Source organism: Methylovulum psychrotolerans (assembly GCF_002923755.1).
GTDB classification, from domain to species: Bacteria; Pseudomonadota; Gammaproteobacteria; order Methylococcales; family Methylomonadaceae; genus Methylovulum; species Methylovulum psychrotolerans.
Genome location: NZ_PGFZ01000002.1, coordinates 243827 through 264110 on the forward strand (window position 1 = coordinate 243827; position 20284 = coordinate 264110).

Here is a 20284-nt window from a genome sequence, read left to right on the forward strand (position 1 = left end):
GCCATAAGTTGATAAATACCGTATTTATCCGCATCAATGCGACAATGGCCTTATCTATAATTTTTACATAAAGGACAACATGAGCAGCCAAACCCATGAACACCAACCTTCTAACGGGCTGATGGCCCTGATGTTGGGGGCTATCGGGGTGGTGTACGGTGATGTCGGCACTAGCCCCTTGTACACCATGAAAGAAATTTTTAACGGCCCCCATGCAGTAGCGGCCACACCGGAGAATATCCTCGGCATCCTGTCGCTGATTTTCTGGTCGCTGATTATGGTGATTTCAATTAAATATGTGCTGTTTGTCATGCGCGCCAACAACCGTGGCGAAGGCGGCATTATGGCGCTGATGGCCTTGGCTTTACGCCACCGTAACCAGCAACGCCAGCGCAATGTCATTATTGCCCTGGGGTTGTTCGGTACGGCGTTGTTTTATGGCGACGGCATTATCACGCCGGCGATTTCCGTGTTGAGTGCGGTGGAAGGCCTACAGGTTGCCGCTCCGGGTTTAGAAGCCTATGTTTTGCCTATTACCATTATTGTACTGATCGGTTTGTTTATGTTCCAAAGCTATGGCACTGAAAAAGTCGGCCTGTTATTCGGGCCGATTATGTTGGTGTGGTTTGGCGTGCTGGCCGTCATGGGTGGCCTGAGCATCAGCCAAAACCCGGCGGTGCTGGAAGCCTTAAACCCCTTGTACGGGCTGCATTTTTTTCTTGAACACGGCTGGCACGCCTTTATTGCCTTGGGTGCGGTGGTGTTGGCCTTAACTGGCGCGGAAGCGTTGTATGCCGATATGGGGCATTTCGGCAAGCGTCCGATTCAATTGGCCTGGTTCTCGCTGATTTTACCCGCCTTGGCGGTCAATTATTTTGGCCAAGGTGCTTTGATCTTGCGTGACCCGACCGCCATCCTTAACCCGTTTTACCTGTTAGCCCCATCTTGGGCAATGTATCCTTTGATCGGTTTGGCGACTTGCGCCACCGTCATCGCCTCGCAAGCGGTCATTTCGGGGGCGTTTTCCATTACTAGCCAAGCCATGCAAATGGACTATATCCCACGTATGCAGCGGGTACATACCTCAACCGAAGCCATCGGGCAAATTTATGTGCCGACCATGAACCGGACACTGTTGCTATTGGTCATTTGTACGGTGCTGGGTTTTGGCTCTTCCGGCAACCTCGCCGCCGCTTATGGTTTGGCGGTGACGGGCACCATGATGATCACCACCTTGCTGACGCTGATTGTCGCCCTAGATAGTTGGCAATGGCAGCCTAAATGGGTCTATCCGCTGGTAGCAGTATTTTTAGTGATAGACAGTGCCTATCTGGGTGCCAATGTCTTGAAAATCCCCCAAGGCGGTTGGTTTCCCTTGCTAATTGGCGGGGTGTTGTTTTTGCTGATGTCCACTTGGCGGCAAGGCCGTGAGGTGGTTACTTATCACTTGCAAAAAGCCGCCATGTCCTTAACCAAGTTTATTGACAGCCTCAGCGCCAAGCCGCCGCTGGCGCGTGTACCCGGTACGGCGGTGTATATGAGTGCGCGTAACCTGAGTATGCCCCATGCTTTGCAAATTAACTATGCCCACAACCAAGTCCTGCATGAACGGATTGTGCTGTTGACCATCGCCACCGAGGATGTGCCGACCCTCTTGGACAAGGAACGCGTCGACATTGACGCATTGGCGCAGGGCTTTTATCGCGTGACCGCCCGGCATGGTTTTATGGAAACCCCTAACGTACCGAAAATTCTCGGTTTATGCCGTCTGCTTGGTTTGGACATTGACATGGCCAGTGCCTCATTTTTTATCGGTAAAGAAACCCTCATCCCTTCGGATAAGGCCGACCTGAACCCTTGGCAGGAGAAAATATTCCTGTTCATGTTCCGTAACGCTTCTTCGCCTATTCAGTTCTTTAAAATCCCACCGGAGAGGGTGGTTGAGTTAGGGGTGCAGTTTGAGGTGTAGGGTAGTTTTTGCTGACAACGCTTATCCCATCAACCCAAATCCATAGCGCAACAACTCCCCGCCTTGCTGTTTTAGCCATTGTCGTTGGCTTTGGTAGCCGGGCAGGTGTTCGGCGACTAAGGCCCAAAACTGCGCCGAGTGGTTGCGGATTTGGATATGGCACAGTTCGTGGACGACGACGTATTCCAGTACCTCCGGTGGCGCCATAATCAGCAGCCAGTTGATATTGATGTCGTTGTGTATGCCGCAACTGCCCCAGCGGCTTTTTTGGGTTTTAATCAATACTGACTGCGGGATGAGCTGTTGGGTGGCGGTATGGCGCTCTAGTGCCTGGCCGACGTGTTGGCGGGCCTGTTGTTTGAGCCATGCCACTAAGGCGGGTTTTAAGGCGGCGCTATGGGCTTCTGGCGGTAAGTGGGCGGGGATTTGCGCGGTCAATTCGCCGTTGAAGCTGATTTTGACGCGCTTATTGGGGTAACGGACAAGGCGGAGCGGGTATTGCCCGCCCCGATAGGGGATGGGTGTGCCTTCGCCGTAGGTGGCGGGTAACGGAAAGGCGGCAGGGCGGTTGTTACCTGCGACTTTTTGCCGGGCTTGTAGAATCCATTGTTGTTTGTCGTTGACGAACTGGTGCAGCAGGGCTTCGGCAACTTTGGGCGGCGCGACCACTTCGATTTTGTCAGGGGTGACGGTAATGCGCATCCGGCTGACCCGTGGGCTACGGCGGATGCTGTAGGAAAAAGGTAAGTTTGCCATAGTGGTATAGGGTTGTCGGTGGCTATTGGCCTGCTGCCATTACGTTAATATTGCCGCCGTTTCCCAAAGCCGAAGCTTGGGAAACGGTGTCCGCGTTCTTACGCCGCTCCGTCTTTGGGCGGCTCTACTGCAACGGGGGCGGCAGGGGCTTTGCGCCATAAGCCATTACTGGCAAAACAGCCCCAGCCCCATTTTAGCCAGTTTACCAAGGACATTGCCAGCCATAACGACCAGGCTAACATCAGCAGGCGGTAGGCGATAAGCGGTACGGAGACGATAGAAGCTTGCGGTAATTGCGCGGCACTGCGGTCTTGGTACCAATTGAGGTTAGTGGCAGTGGAGCCGTTGCCGGTGATACGCATATCGGGTGAGTTTAACAAGCCTTGCGCGACCGCGCCGAACAAGACGGCTAAGGCCACTAGCGTGGTGAGCGCCACCAGCACTTGCACGGCGTTAAAGTATCGTGTTTGCGTTGTTTGCCCGTGCCGCCAGCCGAGTAGTACCAGCCAGGCGATGACGATGCCTGCGGTTGCCATCGGCACTTGGCTGAGGCCGAGCAATAACAAAAACCATTGCCAATGCCGCAAGGGCGTTAGGCGGATTTTATCCAAGCCTAATGCCACCATAAGGATAACCAACAACACGCCCCAAAATAACACCGCCGGCCCTAAGGTGGGGCCGGCTACCCATAATACCCACCGCTCGGCACCTAAGTTAACGGTCAAGCGGCTGTTGACGCTGGGCAGGCCTAAATCTACCGATGGTGTTTTAGTGATAATGCCTAACGGTTGTTCGGCTTGCCAATGCAGTTCGACCTCTTGCTGGCCTGGGGTGATCGGTAGGGTCAATTTACGGCCTTGAGGGCGTAAGGGTTGGCTTTGCCCGTTGATGGTTACAGATTGTAAAGCCGCCGTTTCAGGTAAGGTTAGCGTGTGCTGTCCGCCTTGTGAGCTTTTTAGGCGCAAACGTAACGCCACTGTCTGTTGCCGTTGCCCTGGGGTAAGGTCTAATTGGCTGTCGTCGATGGTTAAGGTTTGGCCATTGACGGCTTCGGGGCGGGTAATGCGCAAGGTGACGGTTTCGCCCGGCCAAGGCCGCCATTCCGGTTGCCATTGGTCAATGAAGGCACTATGGATAGGGGCGATACCTTGGCTTTCCAGATGCCAGATGGGGCTGGCATCGACGCGCCAAACTTCTGTCCATTGCTCGGTGGCGGGTGCAGTTAGGGTCAGGGCCGGGTTGCGTACTAAGGTCGATTGCCATGTCAGTTCGCTGTCTTGCGCCGCCATATTGACTTCGACGGCGTTGTCTTTAACGTGTATGCCGGCACTGCTGACCGCTTCGCCGGGTAACAGGCCGACTTTTAACAGCACGGCACTGCCGGGCGGTGACAGGCGGATAATGCGGGTTTCGACCCGCCAATCCAAGCCCAGTTGCACTGTGCGTTCGACGCGGATAAATGCGGGTAAGGGGCCGGTTTCTAGGGGATGGGTTTTTCCGTCGGTGCGTTGCGGGGCGGTACGGCTAAATTGTAACTGGCTGTCCGCTACGCCGTCGTCTTGGAGGCCGACCACTTCCCAACCCAATTTATCCAGCACGACCCGTTTGGGTTTTAACGGCAAGGGCAAGGTGAATTGGCTTAATAAGGGCGGCGTACCGCGTAACACGACCCGATGCCCGCCCGCGTTTAAGTGCATCCATAGGCTGTTGTTATCCCGGTACAGGGCAGTGGCAGGTGCGCCGTTATCTAAAACCTCATGCGGGAACCATTGCCCATAGTCGGCGGGCAGCGGCAACAGCACCGAAGCGGCGGTGTGGATTTGTAAGGTGATCTCCAGGTGTTCTTCGTCCAGACGCATCTGCATCTGCGGAATATCGGCACAATTGGGCAAGCAATCGGGTTTGTCTACCGCTTCCAAACGGGTTTTTAATTGCTGCAACAGCGCGTCACTGGGGTAGTCGGCATAGCTGTCAGGCGAATGGCTCCCTAATAGCAACAATAGCAGCAAGCCTACGCCAGCGGGCGACAGTGTCCACCAGCGGGGTGGTTTGGGGAGGATTTTATCGGCGACTCCGAACATCAGCAAGGCCAGTACCGCGACGAATAAGACGCGTAAAAAATTCAGCAAGGCGGTTTGGCGCGGCGACAAATACCATAAGCTGAGCTGTTGTTGGCTGGTGACCGCACCGATCCATGACAAATGCACGGTATGCCATTGCCATTGCGGCAGGCCGGGGCCGGTTTGCACTTTGGCGGTGGAATCTACACGTTCGAAAGGGGGTAGGGCAGATGGGGATTCGATACCCCCCATCATGGATTTTTTAAACATTGTGTCGTGTTTTGATAAGGTTTCTTGTGGGGAGGCGACGGATAGCGGTGAGGCTGGCATTTCGACTGCTTGACCGTGGGCTTCCAATTGCGGATACCAGCCGTTATGGACTTGTTCGGTCATAAACGGTAAGGCTTGCAGTAATAAAGCCAGCCAGCCTATCAGGCGGTAGCCTTGTAGCACCCGCCGAAAGTTTAAGAATTTATCTTCGGGCAAGGCCTTAAGCAAGGCCGTTGCCGCCAAGATATGCAGCCAAACGAATTGCGGCGCGTGGGGTTCTTGCCAAATCAGCACTAAGGCCACGAAGGCCAGTATTCCCCAATAAGGTTGCCACAGCTTACCGACTGCCACTGCCGCGCACAGCATCAAGAACCAATCCAATAACGTCCAACGCCATAGCCAGCAGTCCGGTACATTATCAACGCCGAAAGCCGCTAACAGCCGCCAACCCGGCGGCAGGTTCAGTTCGGCTTCGGCCTGTTGAAAGTCTTGTTCCCAACCGACTGCGCCCAACTCGCCAATATTACCGATAATCCGGCTGTCGGCTTGCAGATCAATCCCACCTGGGCGCACTTCCACGCCTTGTTTATCGCTGCCCGCTTGGCGGGTAATCAACAAGTCTTGATGGTTTAGCGTGACTTTGCCAAGCTGGTTGGAGGCTAAGGTGTTTAAGCGCCAGTCCCGTGCCATCGTGCCTATGATCGTATCATGGGCGGTATAGCCGCCGCCGTCAAAATCCAGCCATAATTTCCGTTTGATAACCAATTGGTTGGCATCGGGTTCTGGATCGCCGCGCCGGATGACTTTAACCCCCATCGCTTGTCCGGCTTTAATGCTATAGGCGGGCAAATGCTGCCATTCTTCCGGTACATTGTTTTGGCGGGTGTCTATGGAGGGCAATTGCTCTATTTCGACCACCCGCACCTCTGGGTCAGCTTGGAATAGCCAAATTTCTGAGGCGGGCCAGTCGGCACCGATGGCGGGGAGGGGTAGGCTAGTCAGTTCGCTGACGCTACGCGCGGTCAGGTCAATTTGCCAGTGTCCGGGGCGTAGTTGCAGCAATAACTGCCCGTCCGCTTCCAGCCGTGCGGGCAGGGGACTGTCTAAGGTCAGTGGGATAAAGCCGTCAAGCAGAGGCTTAGGTAGTTTTAACTCGCGCTGTTCGCCCGCCACATCTAAGATGATACGGGTAATAGCTTGCATAGGCACACTGTCGGTAAAGTGGCGGAAGACTTGGATGTCGAGGCTATTCTGGACGTTATCGGGCTTTTTCTGTCCGCTTTCGCTGTCTTTTAGCCATAATTGGCCTTCGCGTAGCGTTGGGGTGTTAATGGCCTCGCCGTTAATGCTGAGCTGAATTAAGCCCGTATCGGCAGGTAGGCTTAGGTTGTCGGGGATGCGCTCCCAGAAAAACTCGCCAGTAATCTGATAAGTGGACGGCGGCTGTGCGCCTGCCAATAATTTGATGCTAGGGATGCCTTCCCTATCCATCACCAAAGCGGTTTGCTTATTGACCATGACGTTTTGCGGCCAATGTGCGGCATAGCCGGGTAAACCCACCCAAACGTCTTTATAGACCTGCCAAGTGCTGGTGAATTGGCCTTTTTGGGCGGATAAATCAAACTGGATGGCGGTCGGCCACAGGCAGCGTTTTTGTTCGGGATCGGTATATAAAAACGGGCAGTTACCTTCGGGGTTAGGCTCCGAGACCCACGCTATCCAGGGCTTGAGGGGATCAGGGACTTGCTCGTGGCTGAGCGGCTTGGCGCTAACCAAAGCGGCAGATAAACCGAGACTGAGACAGATTAACCAGACTAGCCGTTGCATGGGTTGCTCCCGAAAGTAATATCGCCCAACAATACCACGAAGTGTCGGGCTTGTACAAAAGATGGGGATTGTGGGCGTTAGCGGGATTGCCCAAATGGCAGGCAAGACGTTTATAACTGGCTACAACGGCGGCAGAGGCCATGTACTTCAATGGCTTTGCTATGGGCGGAAAAACCCGCTTGCCGGAATTCTTCGGCTAAGACCTGCATAACCCCCGCCGCCATACGTTCTTCAACTTGCTCACATTGTTTGCAGATTAATAACAACTGTTCATGCTGATGCCCCGAACAACTGCAACCGACAAAGGCGTTTAGGCTTTCGACCCGATGGATAAGGCCTTGGGCGAGCAAAAAATCCAAGGCGCGGTAGATGGTCGCCGGTTTGGCGGCGGCTTGTAAGGGTTTGATCCGGTCTAGCAGCTCATAAGCTTTGACCGCCTTATGGCTTTCCCAAATCAAAGCCAAGACCTGTTGGCGGATGGCCGTCAATTGTACGCCCCGCTCGGTACATAATTGGTCGGCAATTTTTAGGGCATCATCGACACATTGCTGGTGGTTATGGGCAAGCGTATCAGTATGGGGGGGCGGTTCGGCAAGTATAGTCATGGGTACGGCGAGCAGTTAAATTGTGGATGTTATAATATAACTGATGGCACACGCCGTCTATGACAGGCGGGAAAAAGCTTTGCGGGGAGGGAATAGGCGAAAGCGTGGGCGGCAGGCCATAATGGCCTGCCGCCCACGGCAGTACCGATAAGCGGCTTATTTAGGGAAGTTAAATAAGCTGGTCAAGTCGCCAACAGCGGGTTGGTTGGCAGGCAGGTAAGGGTTTGGACCGGCGACTGGGTTAGGCAGGTTGTCACGGCTACGCGCGGACAAAGGGCTTAGGCTCCAGTTATATTCGATAAATTTCAAAATTGACGCATGGTCGTGATAAACATGGTCGACATAGCCTTTTTTCGCATAAGGCGATACCACTAACAAAGGAATCCGCGGGCCGTCGCCGAAGAAATCCAGGTTTTGGATCACACCGCTGTCGAAATAACCGCCACCTTCATCGGTGGTGACGATAATCGCCGTGTTTGCCCACAAGGCGGGTTTGGCTTGGACTGCCGCTACTAAATCGTTGATAAACAATTCATAACGCACGGGCGCAGAATAGCCGGGATGGCCGCTGACCAAGTTTTTCGGCACCACGAACGACACGGCGGGTAAGGTTTCTTGGTCTATGTCGGTTAAAAAGCTGTCCATGCCTTGCAGATGTGCGCGTAAGGCTGGGGTATTAACCACATTGGCAGAAGCGTTGTGCGGGTCGCCAATGCTGTTATAAACTACTGCACGCATGGTATCCAGGGTTTTGCTGTCAACAATTTGGGTGCGGGTCGGCTCAGGAATATAAGTCGGCACTAAAGAGTTAACGTAAGCATGGATGGTGGGGTACAGGTCGTCATTCAGCAAGTCGTTGGCATCACGGCCTGCGGTATACCATTTCCAACTGACATCCTTGGCGGATAAGGCTTCGCCGATAGTCGGCACAGTTTGCGGCGGATACACAAATTTATCCGCACCCAAGGCTTTGGCGGTGCCATCGACGTTATACGGTACGTCATAGTTATTGACCAGATAATACGCGCCGTTCGCGCAATTGCTGGCGCGGTTATGGGCGTTTAAGATCCGCAAAATGGATTTGACCCCAGGTTGGTTGGCATCGGAGCAATTAACGTAAGAGCCGCCTGCATAGCCGTCTTGGGTATAGAAATTGTCCGTACCCGCTTGTGGGTTGGGGTTTTCGATTTGGTTGGCAGGTGGTGCGGTTAACACGCCGTTGGTGTTGTAAACCGCTACGTCGGCAGTCGCGATGGAGAAAAAGTTTGCCCCTGTGCCGCCCATAATCGCTTGGTGGTAGTTATCGCTTAAGGCGTAGTTTTGCGCCAGTTGCTTAAAGATCGGCGCGTCGCCTTGCGACATGTTAAAAAAGCCCATCAGCTCGCCGCCTTGTTGGGAGTCAGCGGCAGTGGGGCCGCCTGCGCCGTTGTCGCCACCTAGGCCGACGGTGTTGGCTACCCAAGTGAACAGGCTGTGGCTGCGGTTAGTGCCGCCAGTTTGTTGCCACATTTGGAAAAAGCGATGCACTGGGTCGCCTGTTGCCGACCCGGCAGAACCGTAAGGGACGTATTTGGTGATTTGGAACGGGCCGTTAGGCAAGTCGGCGGGAAAACGGGCATCGGCAATGGGCGCGACGTTTTGTAAGGTTGCCGGATCCAGGATGCCGGTTTGGTAGGGTTGCGGTAAGGTCGCATAAGGCGCCCCTTGCACAGGTCTGGCGGTATAGTGGTCGCTAGGGTTGCTGGCTTGGAGCTGCATCGCCTTGGCAAAGTTTGGGCCGGGGGTGCCGTCGGCGTTAATAATGCCGCGTGACAATAAGTTTTTTATGGTTTGGCCTTTGGCTGGCTTATAAGCGCCAAACAAAGCATCAAACGTGACATTCTCGCCGACCACGACAATAACGTGTTGGATAGGTGTCACAGGTGCGGCGGCTAACGCGGCCCCGCTGTTGATCGCGGCAGCTACCCCTAGCGCCAACGCCGAATAAAAAAATGCGTTCTTACCGTTCATTAAAATAAGCCCTTATCAGTTAGGTTGAAAGACGGATAGTTGGATTACACGTCTATTGGTAATCCCAATAAGGATGACAGGCATTTGTTACCCGCTAATGACAGCGGCTGCTCTAGGCGCATCAGCACTTGGGCATCGCGGCCATAAAGCTGGTGTTTTTTGCTGGTATCGCTATATTAAGCACTTGGCAACCGCGCATCGTTCGGGTGCGGACAGATGATTTATAAGCCGCTATTTAAAATAATTAACGTAGATTCAGCGGGCTACGGACACTAGAGAGAGGATAAGTTATGTACAAAATGATGACAGTCGCCTTTATGGCTTTATTGGCGATGGGCACTGCCCAGGCCACCGAACATCACAGTGGTCATGGCGGCGGTGCTATGGGTGGCGGTGGCGGCGGCGGGGCTTGTATGAAGCCTAAGCTGGCGAAATTTTTTCCTGAGAACATGGCCACGGCGGCACCGGAAAGCGAAATTTCTTTTGTGGTGATTAACATCAATCACCCTGACCAGATTGAAGTCACTATTAAAGGCATTGAAGTGGAGGCGCAGGCAGAATTTAAAGACCCGTTCTATCTGGTCAAAGCCAAGTTGCCTGCCAGCTTGCGTAACACCGTCGCGCGTATCAATGTTAAAGTTAACGCCAAATCGCCGCATTGCGAAAATACTGCCGGGTGGCTGGTGAAAATCTCCGAATAAGGTGCAAGGCCTGCGCGGGTACGGATACCGTGCAGGCTTACAGCGGACTGCAATAGTCTTCAGCCTTGGCCAAACTTAGGGTGGGGCGGCGGCTTTAAACGGGCGAACGCCTACTTTTCCTCAAAAACCGGAAACAATCCGCAAATCGGCAAAAAATCCGCCGCAATTAGCGCACACGCCGTAAAATAGCGCATCCTGACTTTACCTACGAGCGTCTTATGTCCGAACAACCCGCATTTAAGCAATGTGCCGCTTTTTGTCTCGCCCAATCTTTTGATATTAGCGCGTTGGCGAAAGTGATTTCGGAAACCACCCTGATCCGCATCATTAAAGGGGCTTTGCTGATTGAAGACAACTATTCGTGGTCGGTGGTGTTTTCTTATGGTGCGGTGGTGCATTGGAATGTCAGCAACGAACAACAAAGCAAGCTGCACCATCTGTTGCTAAACAATGCCGAAAATCCTTTACAGGCGGTAGAAGAGGATAATTTTACTTTCGAGCTGGAATGCCCTAGCACCCGCATTATCGAAGACCATATCGAAGTCGAGTCTTCCGACCCTATCTTGCTGTTTTCGCTTTCGCAAGGCATGGCGCAATCCATTAAGCTGGCATCGTTCGAGACCAATGCCATCACCACCATTAACAACACCAACTATATCCCCAAATCCTTGGCGGAAAACGGCAGCATCAAACTCAGCCGCCATAAAATCGCCAAAATTCGTGGCCAGTTGTTTTTGACTAAAAGCGACATCATCCTCAATTACGACCTGCTCGATACCCCGGATTTCTTTTGGGAATACCCTGAATACGAGGAATATTACAGCATCACCGCCAAATATCTGGAAATCGCCCCGCGCACGAGAGTCTTGTCGAAAAAACTGGAAACCATCCATGAGCTGTTTGAGATGCTTGCCGATGAGCAAAAACACCGCCATTCGTCGATATTGGAATTGATTGTGATCGGCTTGATTGCTTTTGAGATTTTTATGACTTTGCTGGGTAAGCTTTTTTAATAGCTTGCCAAGCCGCCCACACTGATGGACATAACCCTGGTTTATTTACTGAAACGGCTGCTGTTGCCACCTGCCAGCTTGTTGTTAATGGCGGTGGCGGGGCTGTGCTTGCGCCATTACCGTATCGGCATGCCGTTGACAGTGCTGAGTTTAGTGCTGCTGACGGTGTTAAGCTTACCCCTTGTCAGTAAGGGCTTGGCCGATACCGTGGAAATCTACCCGGTGTTAAGTGCCGATGCGCTGAAGGCTTTTCAGCCGCAGGCCATTGTCGTGCTGGGTGGCGGCAGTCATTGGGGGATGGAATACCAACAGCCGGAAACGGTGAATGCCTCGACCTTGTTACGCCTGCGCTATGCCGCGAAATTGGCGCGGGCTACCCAGTTGCCGGTTTTGGTGGCGGGGGGCAGGGTCTTTAGCGAATCCGCTTCGGAAGCGCACAGCATGGCGGCGATTTTGCAAAACGAATTCAATGTGCCAGTGGCTTGGCAAGAAACCACCAGTCATAACACCGCCGAAAACGCCTTGTATAGCCGGGCGTTGTTGCAAGCTCAGGGCATAGACAAAATCCTCTTAGTTACCCAAGCCTACCATACGCCCCGTGCTATCCGCGCGTTTACCGAAGCGGGTTTCCAAGTCTTAGCCGCCCCGACGGCCTTTATCGGTCATACTGTGCAAGCGTCGGTACTCAGCTACGTCCCCTCAGCCAAAGCCTTTGAACACTCGTGTTTGGTGCTGCATGAACTGTTGGGGTTGTTATGGTATCGGCTCAGTTGACCGCCCTTTTTTCATTTAGCCCTTTTGCTTATCCCTAATCATGCTTAGCTACCGCCACGCCTTCCATGCCGGCAATTTTGCCGATGTCCTCAAACATACTGTTTTAGTCCACTGCTTGCGTTATTTGGGACAAAAAGACAAAGCTTTTTGCTATATCGACACCCACGCGGGGCCGGGTGACTATACCTTAACCAGCGATTACGCCCAGCAAAACCGCGAATTCGACGACGGTATAGGCCGCTTATGGCAGGGCAGCAATTATCCCGCCTGTATCACTGATTATGTGCAGTTGATCAAACAATACAACACCAGTCCCACACTGACCCACTATCCTGGCTCGCCGTGGTTCGCCAGAACCCTGTTGCGCCCCCAAGACCGCCTGTGCCTATACGAACTGCACCCCACCGAACAGCGTATTTTGCAGAAGACGACCAGCAAAGACCGCCGCATCACCGTCTACCCGGATGATGGCCTAAAACTCGCCTACGGCCTGTTGCCGCCGCACGAGCGGCGCGGTTTGGTGTTGATCGACCCGTCTTATGAGCTAAAAACCGACTACGGGCAAGTGGTGGATACTTTAGTGAAAATGCACAAGCGTTTTGCCACAGGCACTTACGCGCTGTGGTATCCGGTCGTCAGTCGCCGCCGCAACCAGCTTTTAGAACGGGCATTACAACGCACGGGCATTGCCGATATGCACTTGTTTGAACTGGCGGTAAAACCGGACTCGGAAACGCCGGGTATGACGGCTTGCGGTATGATCGTCATTAATCCGCCGTGGACATTGGCGGCGAATATGGCCGAGGCCGTGCCTTGGTTGGCGCAGATGTTGGGGGACGAGGGGACAGGCGGGTATCGGGTGGAGGTTTTGGCGGGGGCGTAGTGCAAAAAGCTATATCGTGCAATGGCTGAAGACCATTGCACTCCGTTCAGCATTTATCCAGTGGGATGCAAAGGTCTTTAGCCTTTGCCGAGGGCTTTACAAGCTCGCGTTTAGCCCAACAGTCAGGCTGGTCTGTCTGTGCGTCGTTTAATGGCTGCGGAACACGTCTTCTAAAGTGGCGGCATCCAAGGTGTTGTCCAGCCATTGCTCCAGTTGTTCTATGGGGGCCGCTTCGATACGGGCCAGCACCTCGTCGGGCAGGGTTTGGAAGCGGCGGGTTAACAGGCGTTTGAGCGCGTGATATTCGCCCTGATGAAAACCTTGTTTGAGGCCTTGCTCTATACCTTGCTCAATGCCTTGTTGGATACCGAGTTGAATGCCTTCTTCTTTCCAGCTGGTCGTCAGTTCCATCGCTTGCTCCTGTTCGGTGGGTAAAAATTCAGTATGGATCAAATGGTCAAAAACTTGTAGCTCTTCCTGCCGCAAACACAAATAAGTGTCGATAAAGCCCGATATAAAGCGGCTGCGGGCGGGGTCGAGCCTGAGCGTCACCAACAGCCGCAAACATTCGGCCTTCACCCGTGGCCGGTCTTTCGGGTCTATCGCTATCTTCGCCATCAAGGCGCTGGCGACCGGGTTATGGCTGATTGTACCGGATTATGGGGTAGCTAAAAATTTATTTATATCAAATTAAATCAATTGGTTATGTATTAATTGCGCCGTCAATCTGAGGGCATTTGTTTTTCTGGATAGGATTTTAGCGCGTTATTACAGGATAATTGTCCTATTTTTGATTGTGCGGCATACTAATTTTTAAAACAAAATCAATTGCATGGCTTTTTTAACACACCCCATAATCCGCTACAATCAGCAGTTTTTTAGTATAAGTGATTTTCAATGTTACGCGGTTGTTTTTGTTGCTTTTATTATTGCGCTAGTATGGTATTTATGCTTTATGCTTTATGCTTTATGCTTTATGCTTTATGCTTTATGCTTTATGCTTTATGCTTTATGCTTTATGCTTTATGCTTTATGCTTTATGCGCTTGAATGTATATTCTTCTTGCGTATTGTTCTCGCTGTCATATTTGAATAAATATGCTTCTTCTTCTTCTTCTATTTTTGTAGGACTTTCTTTTTTGAGAGTAACCTGTATTTCGATTTGCTTTGAATTTTCAAGGCTCGTTTGAAATCGTTGTGGTAGGTTCATTGGTTTATCCTCAATAGGTTTGTTGTTAGTAATGTTCTCTTTAAAAAAACTTTCGAGTGATTGTGTTTTTGATTTATCTGATTCAACGGAAGCTAGCTTTTTTTCTTTTGGCGATTCTTTTGTGTCGTTATTATTTATTTTTTGAATGATTGTTTTAGCTAGAAAAAGAAAAACACTAGATCCAGCGATCTCCAAAAAACCACTGGAAAAATGCTCTAGGAGATACTCTACAATAGCTAATTGACCTAAAGCTTGTAACGCTTGCGCTAAATCAATGTGTTTGGCAATATAGTAAGCTTTTAACCAAGTATTTAAAGCTTGTCGTTGTTTGTCATTTTGCCAATAAATATGCCCTATATTAAACAAAGTTGAACATTCTCCAGTTGTATTTCCGATGTCTTTCTGGATTTTCAGCGATTGTTCCAGGTAACGCAAGGCGGTGTCGTAGTCGCCTTGGGTAGCGTAGATTTGGGAAATATTATTGAGGGTCACGCCTTCGCCTTGTTTGTCGCCGATGGCTTGCCGGATTTGCAGGGATTGTTCCAAGTAGCGCAAGGCGATACCGTAGTCGCCTTGGGCATGTGCAGTCATGGCAAGGTTATTGAGAGTCGCGCCTTCGCCTTGTTTGTCGCCGATGGCTTGCCGGATTTGTAGTGATTGCTCCAAGTAGCGTAAGGCGGTGCCGTAGTCGCCTTGAGCCTTGTAGATTTGGGAAATGTTGTTGAGGGTTACGCCTTCGCCTTGTTTGTCGCCGATGGCTTGCCGGATTTGCAGGGATTGTTCCAGGTAACGCAAGGCGGTGCCGTAGTCGCCTTGCGCATCGTAGATTTGGGAAATGTTGTTGAGTGCAGATCCTTCGCCTTGTTTGTCGCCGATGGCTTGTTGGATTTGCAACGCTTGCTCCAAGTAGTGCAAGGCGGTGCCGTAGTCGCCTTGCACTTTGTAGATTTGGGAAATGTTGTTGAGGGTCGCACCTTCGCCTTGTTTGTCGCCGATGGCTTGTTGGATTTGCAGCGCTTGTTCTAAGTAACGTAAGGCGGTGCCGTAGTCGCCTTGCACTTTGTAGATTTGGGAAATGTTGTTGAGGGTCGCGCCTTCGCCTTGTTTGTCGCCGAGTTCGCGGGTAATGGGCAGGGCTTGTTCATAATAAGCCAAGGCTGTTGCATAATCGCCCCGCAAATCCTGAATCATCGCCATTTGGTTAATAAACCAAGCTCTCGGCTTTTCTGTCGCCCAACGCTTGGCGTATCGGCAACAGGGTTTCATACAAGACTTTTGCTTCATCATAACGGCACTGCTTATATAAGCGATTAGCCAGAACCCCAGTTACTTGCGAATAAATATGCAGTTGCCCACTCAGTTTGATGATTCGGCTTAGTTCCGAATGCTCTTCAAGGCGAATGGCATAATCATTCTCCCACCACAACGCATACAAGCACTGCGCCGCCAAGCGATAAACCGCCTGTTGTTTCTCCAAATCCAAAATATCCGCCAGCAACGGCAGCAACAAACGCGAGACAAAATATCCCGCCGCCGAAGTTTCCACCAACCCTACCGCCAGTGCCGCGTTTAAATGTGCTTCAAAATCCGGCAAATCCAGCACCCGTCGCCAAGACCGTTTTAGGGATAAATACCTCAAACAATGCCAAGCTGGCGATGAGTTGGCGGGTAGCGGCGTTTTGGTAGCTCAATAAAGTTGCCAGCAACAGTTCTTCCCGAAACTCGGCTTGTTTTTCCGCCAATTGCGCAAACAGCGCGTCCGTATCCAACTTAGCCGCCACCACTTGATAAAGGCGTTCCAATAAGCGCGGGTTGCCAGCGGCCAGCTGAATCGCCTGTTGCTCTTGCGCCAGCGTCGTGGTGTCCGGCTTAGGCGGCAAATAGCTTAAGCGTAAGGCAGCGGTTTTCTTGCCTTGGAAGGAGCTTAAGGCAATGTCGGCCAGCCGTAACGGGGAGCTTACTGTCACCGCATAACGGCTGGTGATAAGGACACGGCTGGGCGAACCCGTTTGCCGGATAGCGGCCAGTAAGGCGATGATGATCCCATAAGCGATAGGGTCTACGTTCTGATAATCATCGACACGGAAGTTCTGCTCAAAATCATCAAACACAAACAGCGCGGCATCAAATTCGGGAAATTGCCCAAAGAGTTGGCGCAGGCGTAATGTTAGGGCTTGCGGCTGGTTAAGGATGTCATTAATGGTAGCAGTATGTTTGGGCAGGTTGTTGCCGAGCAGGTTGCGCAACACCGCTTCATCCATTTTGCCGCTGGCAATAAAGCGCAACGGCAGGTCATGTTCCAAGTGTTGGCATATACGCACCGCTAAGCTACTTTTTCCCAAGCCGCCCATACCCGTCAGGATAATGCCCTCGGCGTAATTCTCTTCACCTTGAAGGCTACGCAGAATCCGCACCGCCTGTTGCAACAGCCGCCGCCGACCAACAAACGCCTCGCGCGGGCAGACTTCGACCTTGACGTTATTATCCAAAAACTCTTGGCGGATTTCCGGCATTGCCCGCCGCTTACCCTTAAGTGCTAAGGCGGTCAACGGCGTGTCGTCGCTATAAAAGCGCAATAAATGCCATTGCGGCTTATAAGTGGGGTCTGTTTGCAGGATACGTTGTTCTTCGCGGTACAGTGCTTGGCGGGTCAAACTGACCGCCCGCCCCAGTTCCACACCCTCCGCCAGGCGTTGATACAGCTCTTGGGCGGTAAAACTGGCGATTAAATCACCCACAGGCTTAGCCCAACCCAACACCGCTGGCACACCCGCCGACACCAAAGCTTCGCATAAGCTGGGCAAGGCCTTGGTGCTGGCTTGCGCGGTATTGCAACCGGACAGGAACAGCAAACGCGGAAACCGCCCGTGTCGGCTAAAAACCCCGGCAATAGCATCGGCATCGGCAAGCTGGGCTTGGCCGAACTCGTCTTCCAATAAAAACACCGGCTGATCATTAACAATATCGGCATGGCCGGTGATATGGACGACATCAAAGCTATCATTAGCATCCCCATAACTGATGCGCTCGCTTAAGCCTTCCAAAGAGCCGCTTTCTTCCACCACCAACTCCAAATTACTGGCGCGGGTGGCGGTTAAGATTAACGCCTCTTCCTGTTCAAACTGGAGCAAGGGCCGGACATCTTCCGGCGAACTCGCCATAAACAACAAGCGCAAGGGGCGGTTTTTCGGCTGGACTGGGTTTTCTCTGGTCGAGACCCGGCGCAAGGGGGTAAACGGGTGGTGCAGGTTGGCGCATAAATACCCGCCATTGTGCAGCAACTCCCACGCGACCTCACCTAGGGGACTGCTAGGGATGTACAACACGGTATCTTGGCTATAACCGTCCAAATAGCCTTCCTTACCATGCAGCCAATCAAACAGTTCTTTGCCCAAGGCTTGCAAGGACAGCCCGTCTTGGTAATGCGTTTGGCTGCGTTCGATAAAGTCAGTTAATTCGGCAGGAGCTACATCGCGGATGCGGGGCAGGGGATTGTCATCCGCAAAAAACCGCAATTGCGCAAGGCTGGAACTGGCGTTAAAGACTTCTATGCGTAGGGTTTTCATTTGGAAGGGCAGACCTTAGGAGGGGGCTTTTATCTTAAAGTAAAAGAAGATTTGAGTGGCTAAGGTAAGAAATTTTTTTTGCTTTCTCGCTACTATGCCCTGCGTGTCTGTCTTTAAGTTGGTATATTAGCTTTGTTAGTCGGTATATTATGTGCGGTTAAGTAAGGCTCAGCCATTCGCCAGTTCTTCAGTCATCTTTGTGGTGGCATTTGTTGAAGGGAGGAGCTGGCTTTATGAAAACCCCGCCCATAAAAAAAGCCCGCATTATCAATAATGCGGGCTTTTTCAACGTTACCGTAACCGGGGTTAAGATTAACGTTTTGAGTACTGTGGACGTTTTCTCGCTTTGTGCAAGCCGACTTTTTTACGTTCAACAACACGCGAGTCGCGGGTTACATAACCTGCTTTGCGTAAGGCTGGGCGTAAAGTTTCGTCGTATTCCATTAAGGCGCGTGTCAAGCCTTGACGGATAGCACCTGCCTGGCCTGATGGACCACCGCCTTTAACAAGGACGTTGATGTCAAAATTGCCGACCATATCAACGCACTCTAAAGGTTGACGGGATACCATCTGGTCGGTTTTACGGCCAAAGTATTCTTCAATCGCTTTAGCGTTGACGGTGATTTTTCCGGTACCTTTTGTTGCGTAAACGCGCGCTACGGCACTTTTACGACGACCTGTTCCGTAATACTGAGCTGCTGCCATGGTTTACTCGCTTATAATTCTAAAACTTTAGGCTGTTGTGCCTGATGTTCATGTTCTGGGCCTGCGTAAACTTTAAGCTTTTTGAACATTGCGCGGCCTAGTGGATTTTTAGGTAACATGCCTTTAACAGCAGTCGTAAGAATGCGGTCTGGGAATGTTTTTCTTAACTTACCTAAGCTGACGGTCTTAAGATTGCCGATATAGCCTGTATGATGCTGATACAGCTTATCTTTTTCTTTAGTTCCGGTGACACCTATCTTTTCGACATTGACGACGATGATATAATCGCCGGTATCGACATGGGGTGTGAATTCTGGTTTATGTTTGCCGCGAAGACGACGTGCAATCTCAGAAGCAAGGCGACCTAGCGTCTTTCCTTCTGCATCGACCACGTACCAATCGCGTTTTACTTCTGCTGGTTTTGCACTGAATGTTTTCATCGTTACTTAGTCTTTCTGTAAAGCCTCAATAAAAGACTGACAATTTTACTGGACATTACGGGTATTTACAACGTTTATTTGTAAAAATAAGTCCAGCTACGTTTAATCAGCCGTGGTTCCTAGAGTTTGATGTTTAAGGAATGAAGTTTGCGGTAGAGATGGGTGCGCTCCATGCCGACGGCGGCAGAGAGTTTGGCGACGCTGCCGCCGGTGCGCTCGAAGTGGTATTCCAGATAGGCTTTTTCAAAATGGTCGCGGGCTTCTTTCAGCGGCAGGTTGAAAAAGTCCGGCACTGACGAGGCGGTGCCGCCGATGTCACCCATGACCGTGCCTAGGGCAGATTTGACCTCTTCCAATTCAATATCTTCACCAACGCCTAATATCATTAGCCGTTGCACCAAGTTCTTTAGTTCGCGCACATTACCGCGCCAGCCGTAATTACGCAAGAAGTTTTGCGCGGCCATCGAAAAACGCCGGAACGCCAGCTTGTCTTGGTTGACGAAATAATCGACGTAAAAGCCCAGCAGGGCAGGCACATCTTCACTGTGGGTGCGCAGCGGCGGAATTTCGATGGTGACTTCATTTAGCAGGTAGTAGAGGTCTTGCCGGAAGCGGCCGGATTTGACCTCTTCGTCCAAGCTGATGCGCGTGGAGGCGACAACCCGGACATCAACGCGCACGGCTTCGCTGCCGCCGACCCGCAGGAAAGAGCTGGACTCTAGGGCACTGAGCAGGCGCAGTTGGGTTTCTTTATCCATGCCGGCAATTTCGCCCAAGAACAAGGTGCCTTTATGGGCGCGTTCCAATAAGCCCGGATAGACTTTGCCGCCGCACTCTTTGCCGAAAAATTCGACAGCAGAGTTTTCCGGGGAGATGCTGCCCACCGCAACATCAATAAACGGGCCATCGCGGTGGGCGCTGTTATTGTGCAGAAAGCGTGCGTACAGCTCTTTGCCTGTACCCGCTTCGCCGACGAACAGGACGCGGGCATCATGTTGCGCCAAGCGTTTCAGTTGGTCTTTGGTGCGGGCGACGGCGGCGCTTCTGCCGACGGGTTCTATGTCTATGGCCGCGCCCTGTCTAAGCCCGGCGTTTTCGTGTTGCAAATAGCCTGCTTCTAAGGCGCGTTCGACGATCAGCAGCAGTTTTGCCATGGACAGGGGCTTTTCCAGGTAGTCATAAGCACCCAAGCGGGTCGCTTCGACGGCGGACTCCACCGAACCGTGCCCGGACATCATCACCACGGGGCAGGTGAGGGTGTCTTCTGCCACCCATTCTTTGAGCAGGGTAATGCCGTCGGTGTCGGGCATCCAAATGTCCAGCAGGATCAGGTCAGGGTTGGTGGCGGCCTTAAGTTGCCGGGCGGTGCCGGCATCTTCCGCCATAGTAACTTCGTAGCCTTCATCTTCAAGGATTTCGCTAACGAGGCGGCGGATCTCCGGTTCGTCGTCGACGACTAATAAACGGGGTGTCTGTATGTCCATCATGACCTTCTT

Annotated in this window: 16 protein-coding genes; 5 read left to right on the plus strand and 11 right to left on the minus strand. The window is 52.1% G+C overall.

Annotated features, from left to right (window positions below):
* Window positions 1-79 precede the first annotated feature (79 nt).
* Window positions 80-1969 (plus strand): potassium transporter Kup, encoded by a 1890-nt coding sequence (locus tag AADEFJLK_RS06860; RefSeq protein ID WP_088619938.1) that lies wholly within the window; start codon window positions 80-82, stop codon window positions 1967-1969.
* Window positions 1970-1990: 21 nt separating this feature from the next.
* Here AADEFJLK_RS06860 and AADEFJLK_RS06865 read toward each other — a convergent pair whose 3' ends face one another.
* From AADEFJLK_RS06865 to AADEFJLK_RS06880, 4 genes are all read right to left on the minus strand, one after another.
* On the minus strand, window positions 1991-2725 hold the full coding sequence (locus tag AADEFJLK_RS06865) for a M48 family metallopeptidase (protein WP_088619937.1): 735 nt from the start codon (window positions 2723-2725) through the stop codon (window positions 1991-1993).
* Between the two features lie 98 nt (window positions 2726-2823).
* The gene (locus tag AADEFJLK_RS06870; RefSeq protein ID WP_103973753.1) at window positions 2824-6882 is read right to left on the minus strand and encodes a hypothetical protein; all 4059 of its coding nucleotides are present in this window, start codon (window positions 6880-6882) and stop codon (window positions 2824-2826) included.
* A gap of 110 nt (window positions 6883-6992) precedes the next feature.
* On the minus strand, window positions 6993-7487 hold the full coding sequence (locus AADEFJLK_RS06875; RefSeq protein ID WP_103973754.1) for a transcriptional repressor: 495 nt from the start codon (window positions 7485-7487) through the stop codon (window positions 6993-6995).
* Window positions 7488-7643: 156 nt separating this feature from the next.
* Window positions 7644-9497, minus strand: coding sequence for an alkaline phosphatase family protein (locus AADEFJLK_RS06880; RefSeq protein ID WP_103973755.1), 1854 nt, complete (start codon window positions 9495-9497; stop codon window positions 7644-7646).
* 290 nt (window positions 9498-9787) lie between these two features.
* On the opposite strand from AADEFJLK_RS06880, the gene AADEFJLK_RS06885 reads away from it, so the two are divergent.
* From AADEFJLK_RS06885 to AADEFJLK_RS06900, 4 genes are all read left to right on the plus strand, one after another.
* Complete coding sequence (locus tag AADEFJLK_RS06885) at window positions 9788-10198, plus strand: hypothetical protein (RefSeq protein WP_088619933.1); 411 nt, start codon at window positions 9788-9790, stop codon at window positions 10196-10198.
* A 218-nt stretch (window positions 10199-10416) separates the two neighbouring features.
* Window positions 10417-11211 carry an RMD1 family protein gene (locus AADEFJLK_RS06890; protein WP_103973756.1) on the plus strand — a complete coding sequence of 265 codons (795 nt, stop codon included), beginning with the start codon at window positions 10417-10419 and terminating at the stop codon, window positions 11209-11211.
* Window positions 11212-11235: 24 nt separating this feature from the next.
* The gene (locus tag AADEFJLK_RS06895) at window positions 11236-11985 is read left to right on the plus strand and encodes a YdcF family protein (protein WP_103973757.1); all 750 of its coding nucleotides are present in this window, start codon (window positions 11236-11238) and stop codon (window positions 11983-11985) included.
* A 40-nt stretch (window positions 11986-12025) separates the two neighbouring features.
* The gene (locus AADEFJLK_RS06900; RefSeq protein WP_103973758.1) at window positions 12026-12868 is read left to right on the plus strand and encodes a 23S rRNA (adenine(2030)-N(6))-methyltransferase RlmJ; all 843 of its coding nucleotides are present in this window, start codon (window positions 12026-12028) and stop codon (window positions 12866-12868) included.
* A gap of 147 nt (window positions 12869-13015) precedes the next feature.
* Here AADEFJLK_RS06900 and AADEFJLK_RS06905 read toward each other — a convergent pair whose 3' ends face one another.
* The 7 genes from AADEFJLK_RS06905 to AADEFJLK_RS06940 form a co-directional block, all read right to left on the minus strand.
* The gene (locus AADEFJLK_RS06905) at window positions 13016-13486 is read right to left on the minus strand and encodes a DUF4351 domain-containing protein (protein ID WP_103973759.1); all 471 of its coding nucleotides are present in this window, start codon (window positions 13484-13486) and stop codon (window positions 13016-13018) included.
* A 405-nt stretch (window positions 13487-13891) separates the two neighbouring features.
* Window positions 13892-15343, minus strand: coding sequence for a tetratricopeptide repeat protein (locus tag AADEFJLK_RS06915; RefSeq protein WP_170065050.1), 1452 nt, complete (start codon window positions 15341-15343; stop codon window positions 13892-13894).
* Window positions 15279-15671: a hypothetical protein gene (locus AADEFJLK_RS06920; RefSeq protein ID WP_170065051.1), complete on the minus strand. Its 393-nt coding sequence runs from the start codon at window positions 15669-15671 to the stop codon at window positions 15279-15281. Before AADEFJLK_RS06920 ends, AADEFJLK_RS06915 begins: the two co-directional genes overlap by 65 nt.
* Window positions 15658-17643 (minus strand): CHAT domain-containing protein, encoded by a 1986-nt coding sequence (locus tag AADEFJLK_RS06925; RefSeq protein ID WP_103973763.1) that lies wholly within the window; start codon window positions 17641-17643, stop codon window positions 15658-15660. The genes AADEFJLK_RS06920 and AADEFJLK_RS06925 overlap by 14 nt, the downstream gene beginning before the upstream one ends.
* Window positions 17644-17955: 312 nt before the next feature.
* Complete coding sequence (gene rpsI, locus AADEFJLK_RS06930) at window positions 17956-18348, minus strand: 30S ribosomal protein S9 (RefSeq protein WP_088619930.1); 393 nt, start codon at window positions 18346-18348, stop codon at window positions 17956-17958.
* Window positions 18349-18359: 11 nt separating this feature from the next.
* On the minus strand, window positions 18360-18788 hold the full coding sequence (gene rplM / locus AADEFJLK_RS06935) for a 50S ribosomal protein L13 (RefSeq protein ID WP_088619929.1): 429 nt from the start codon (window positions 18786-18788) through the stop codon (window positions 18360-18362).
* A gap of 119 nt (window positions 18789-18907) precedes the next feature.
* On the minus strand, window positions 18908-20272 hold the full coding sequence (locus AADEFJLK_RS06940) for a sigma-54-dependent transcriptional regulator (protein WP_088619928.1): 1365 nt from the start codon (window positions 20270-20272) through the stop codon (window positions 18908-18910).
* Between the last annotated feature and the right edge of the window lie 12 nt (window positions 20273-20284).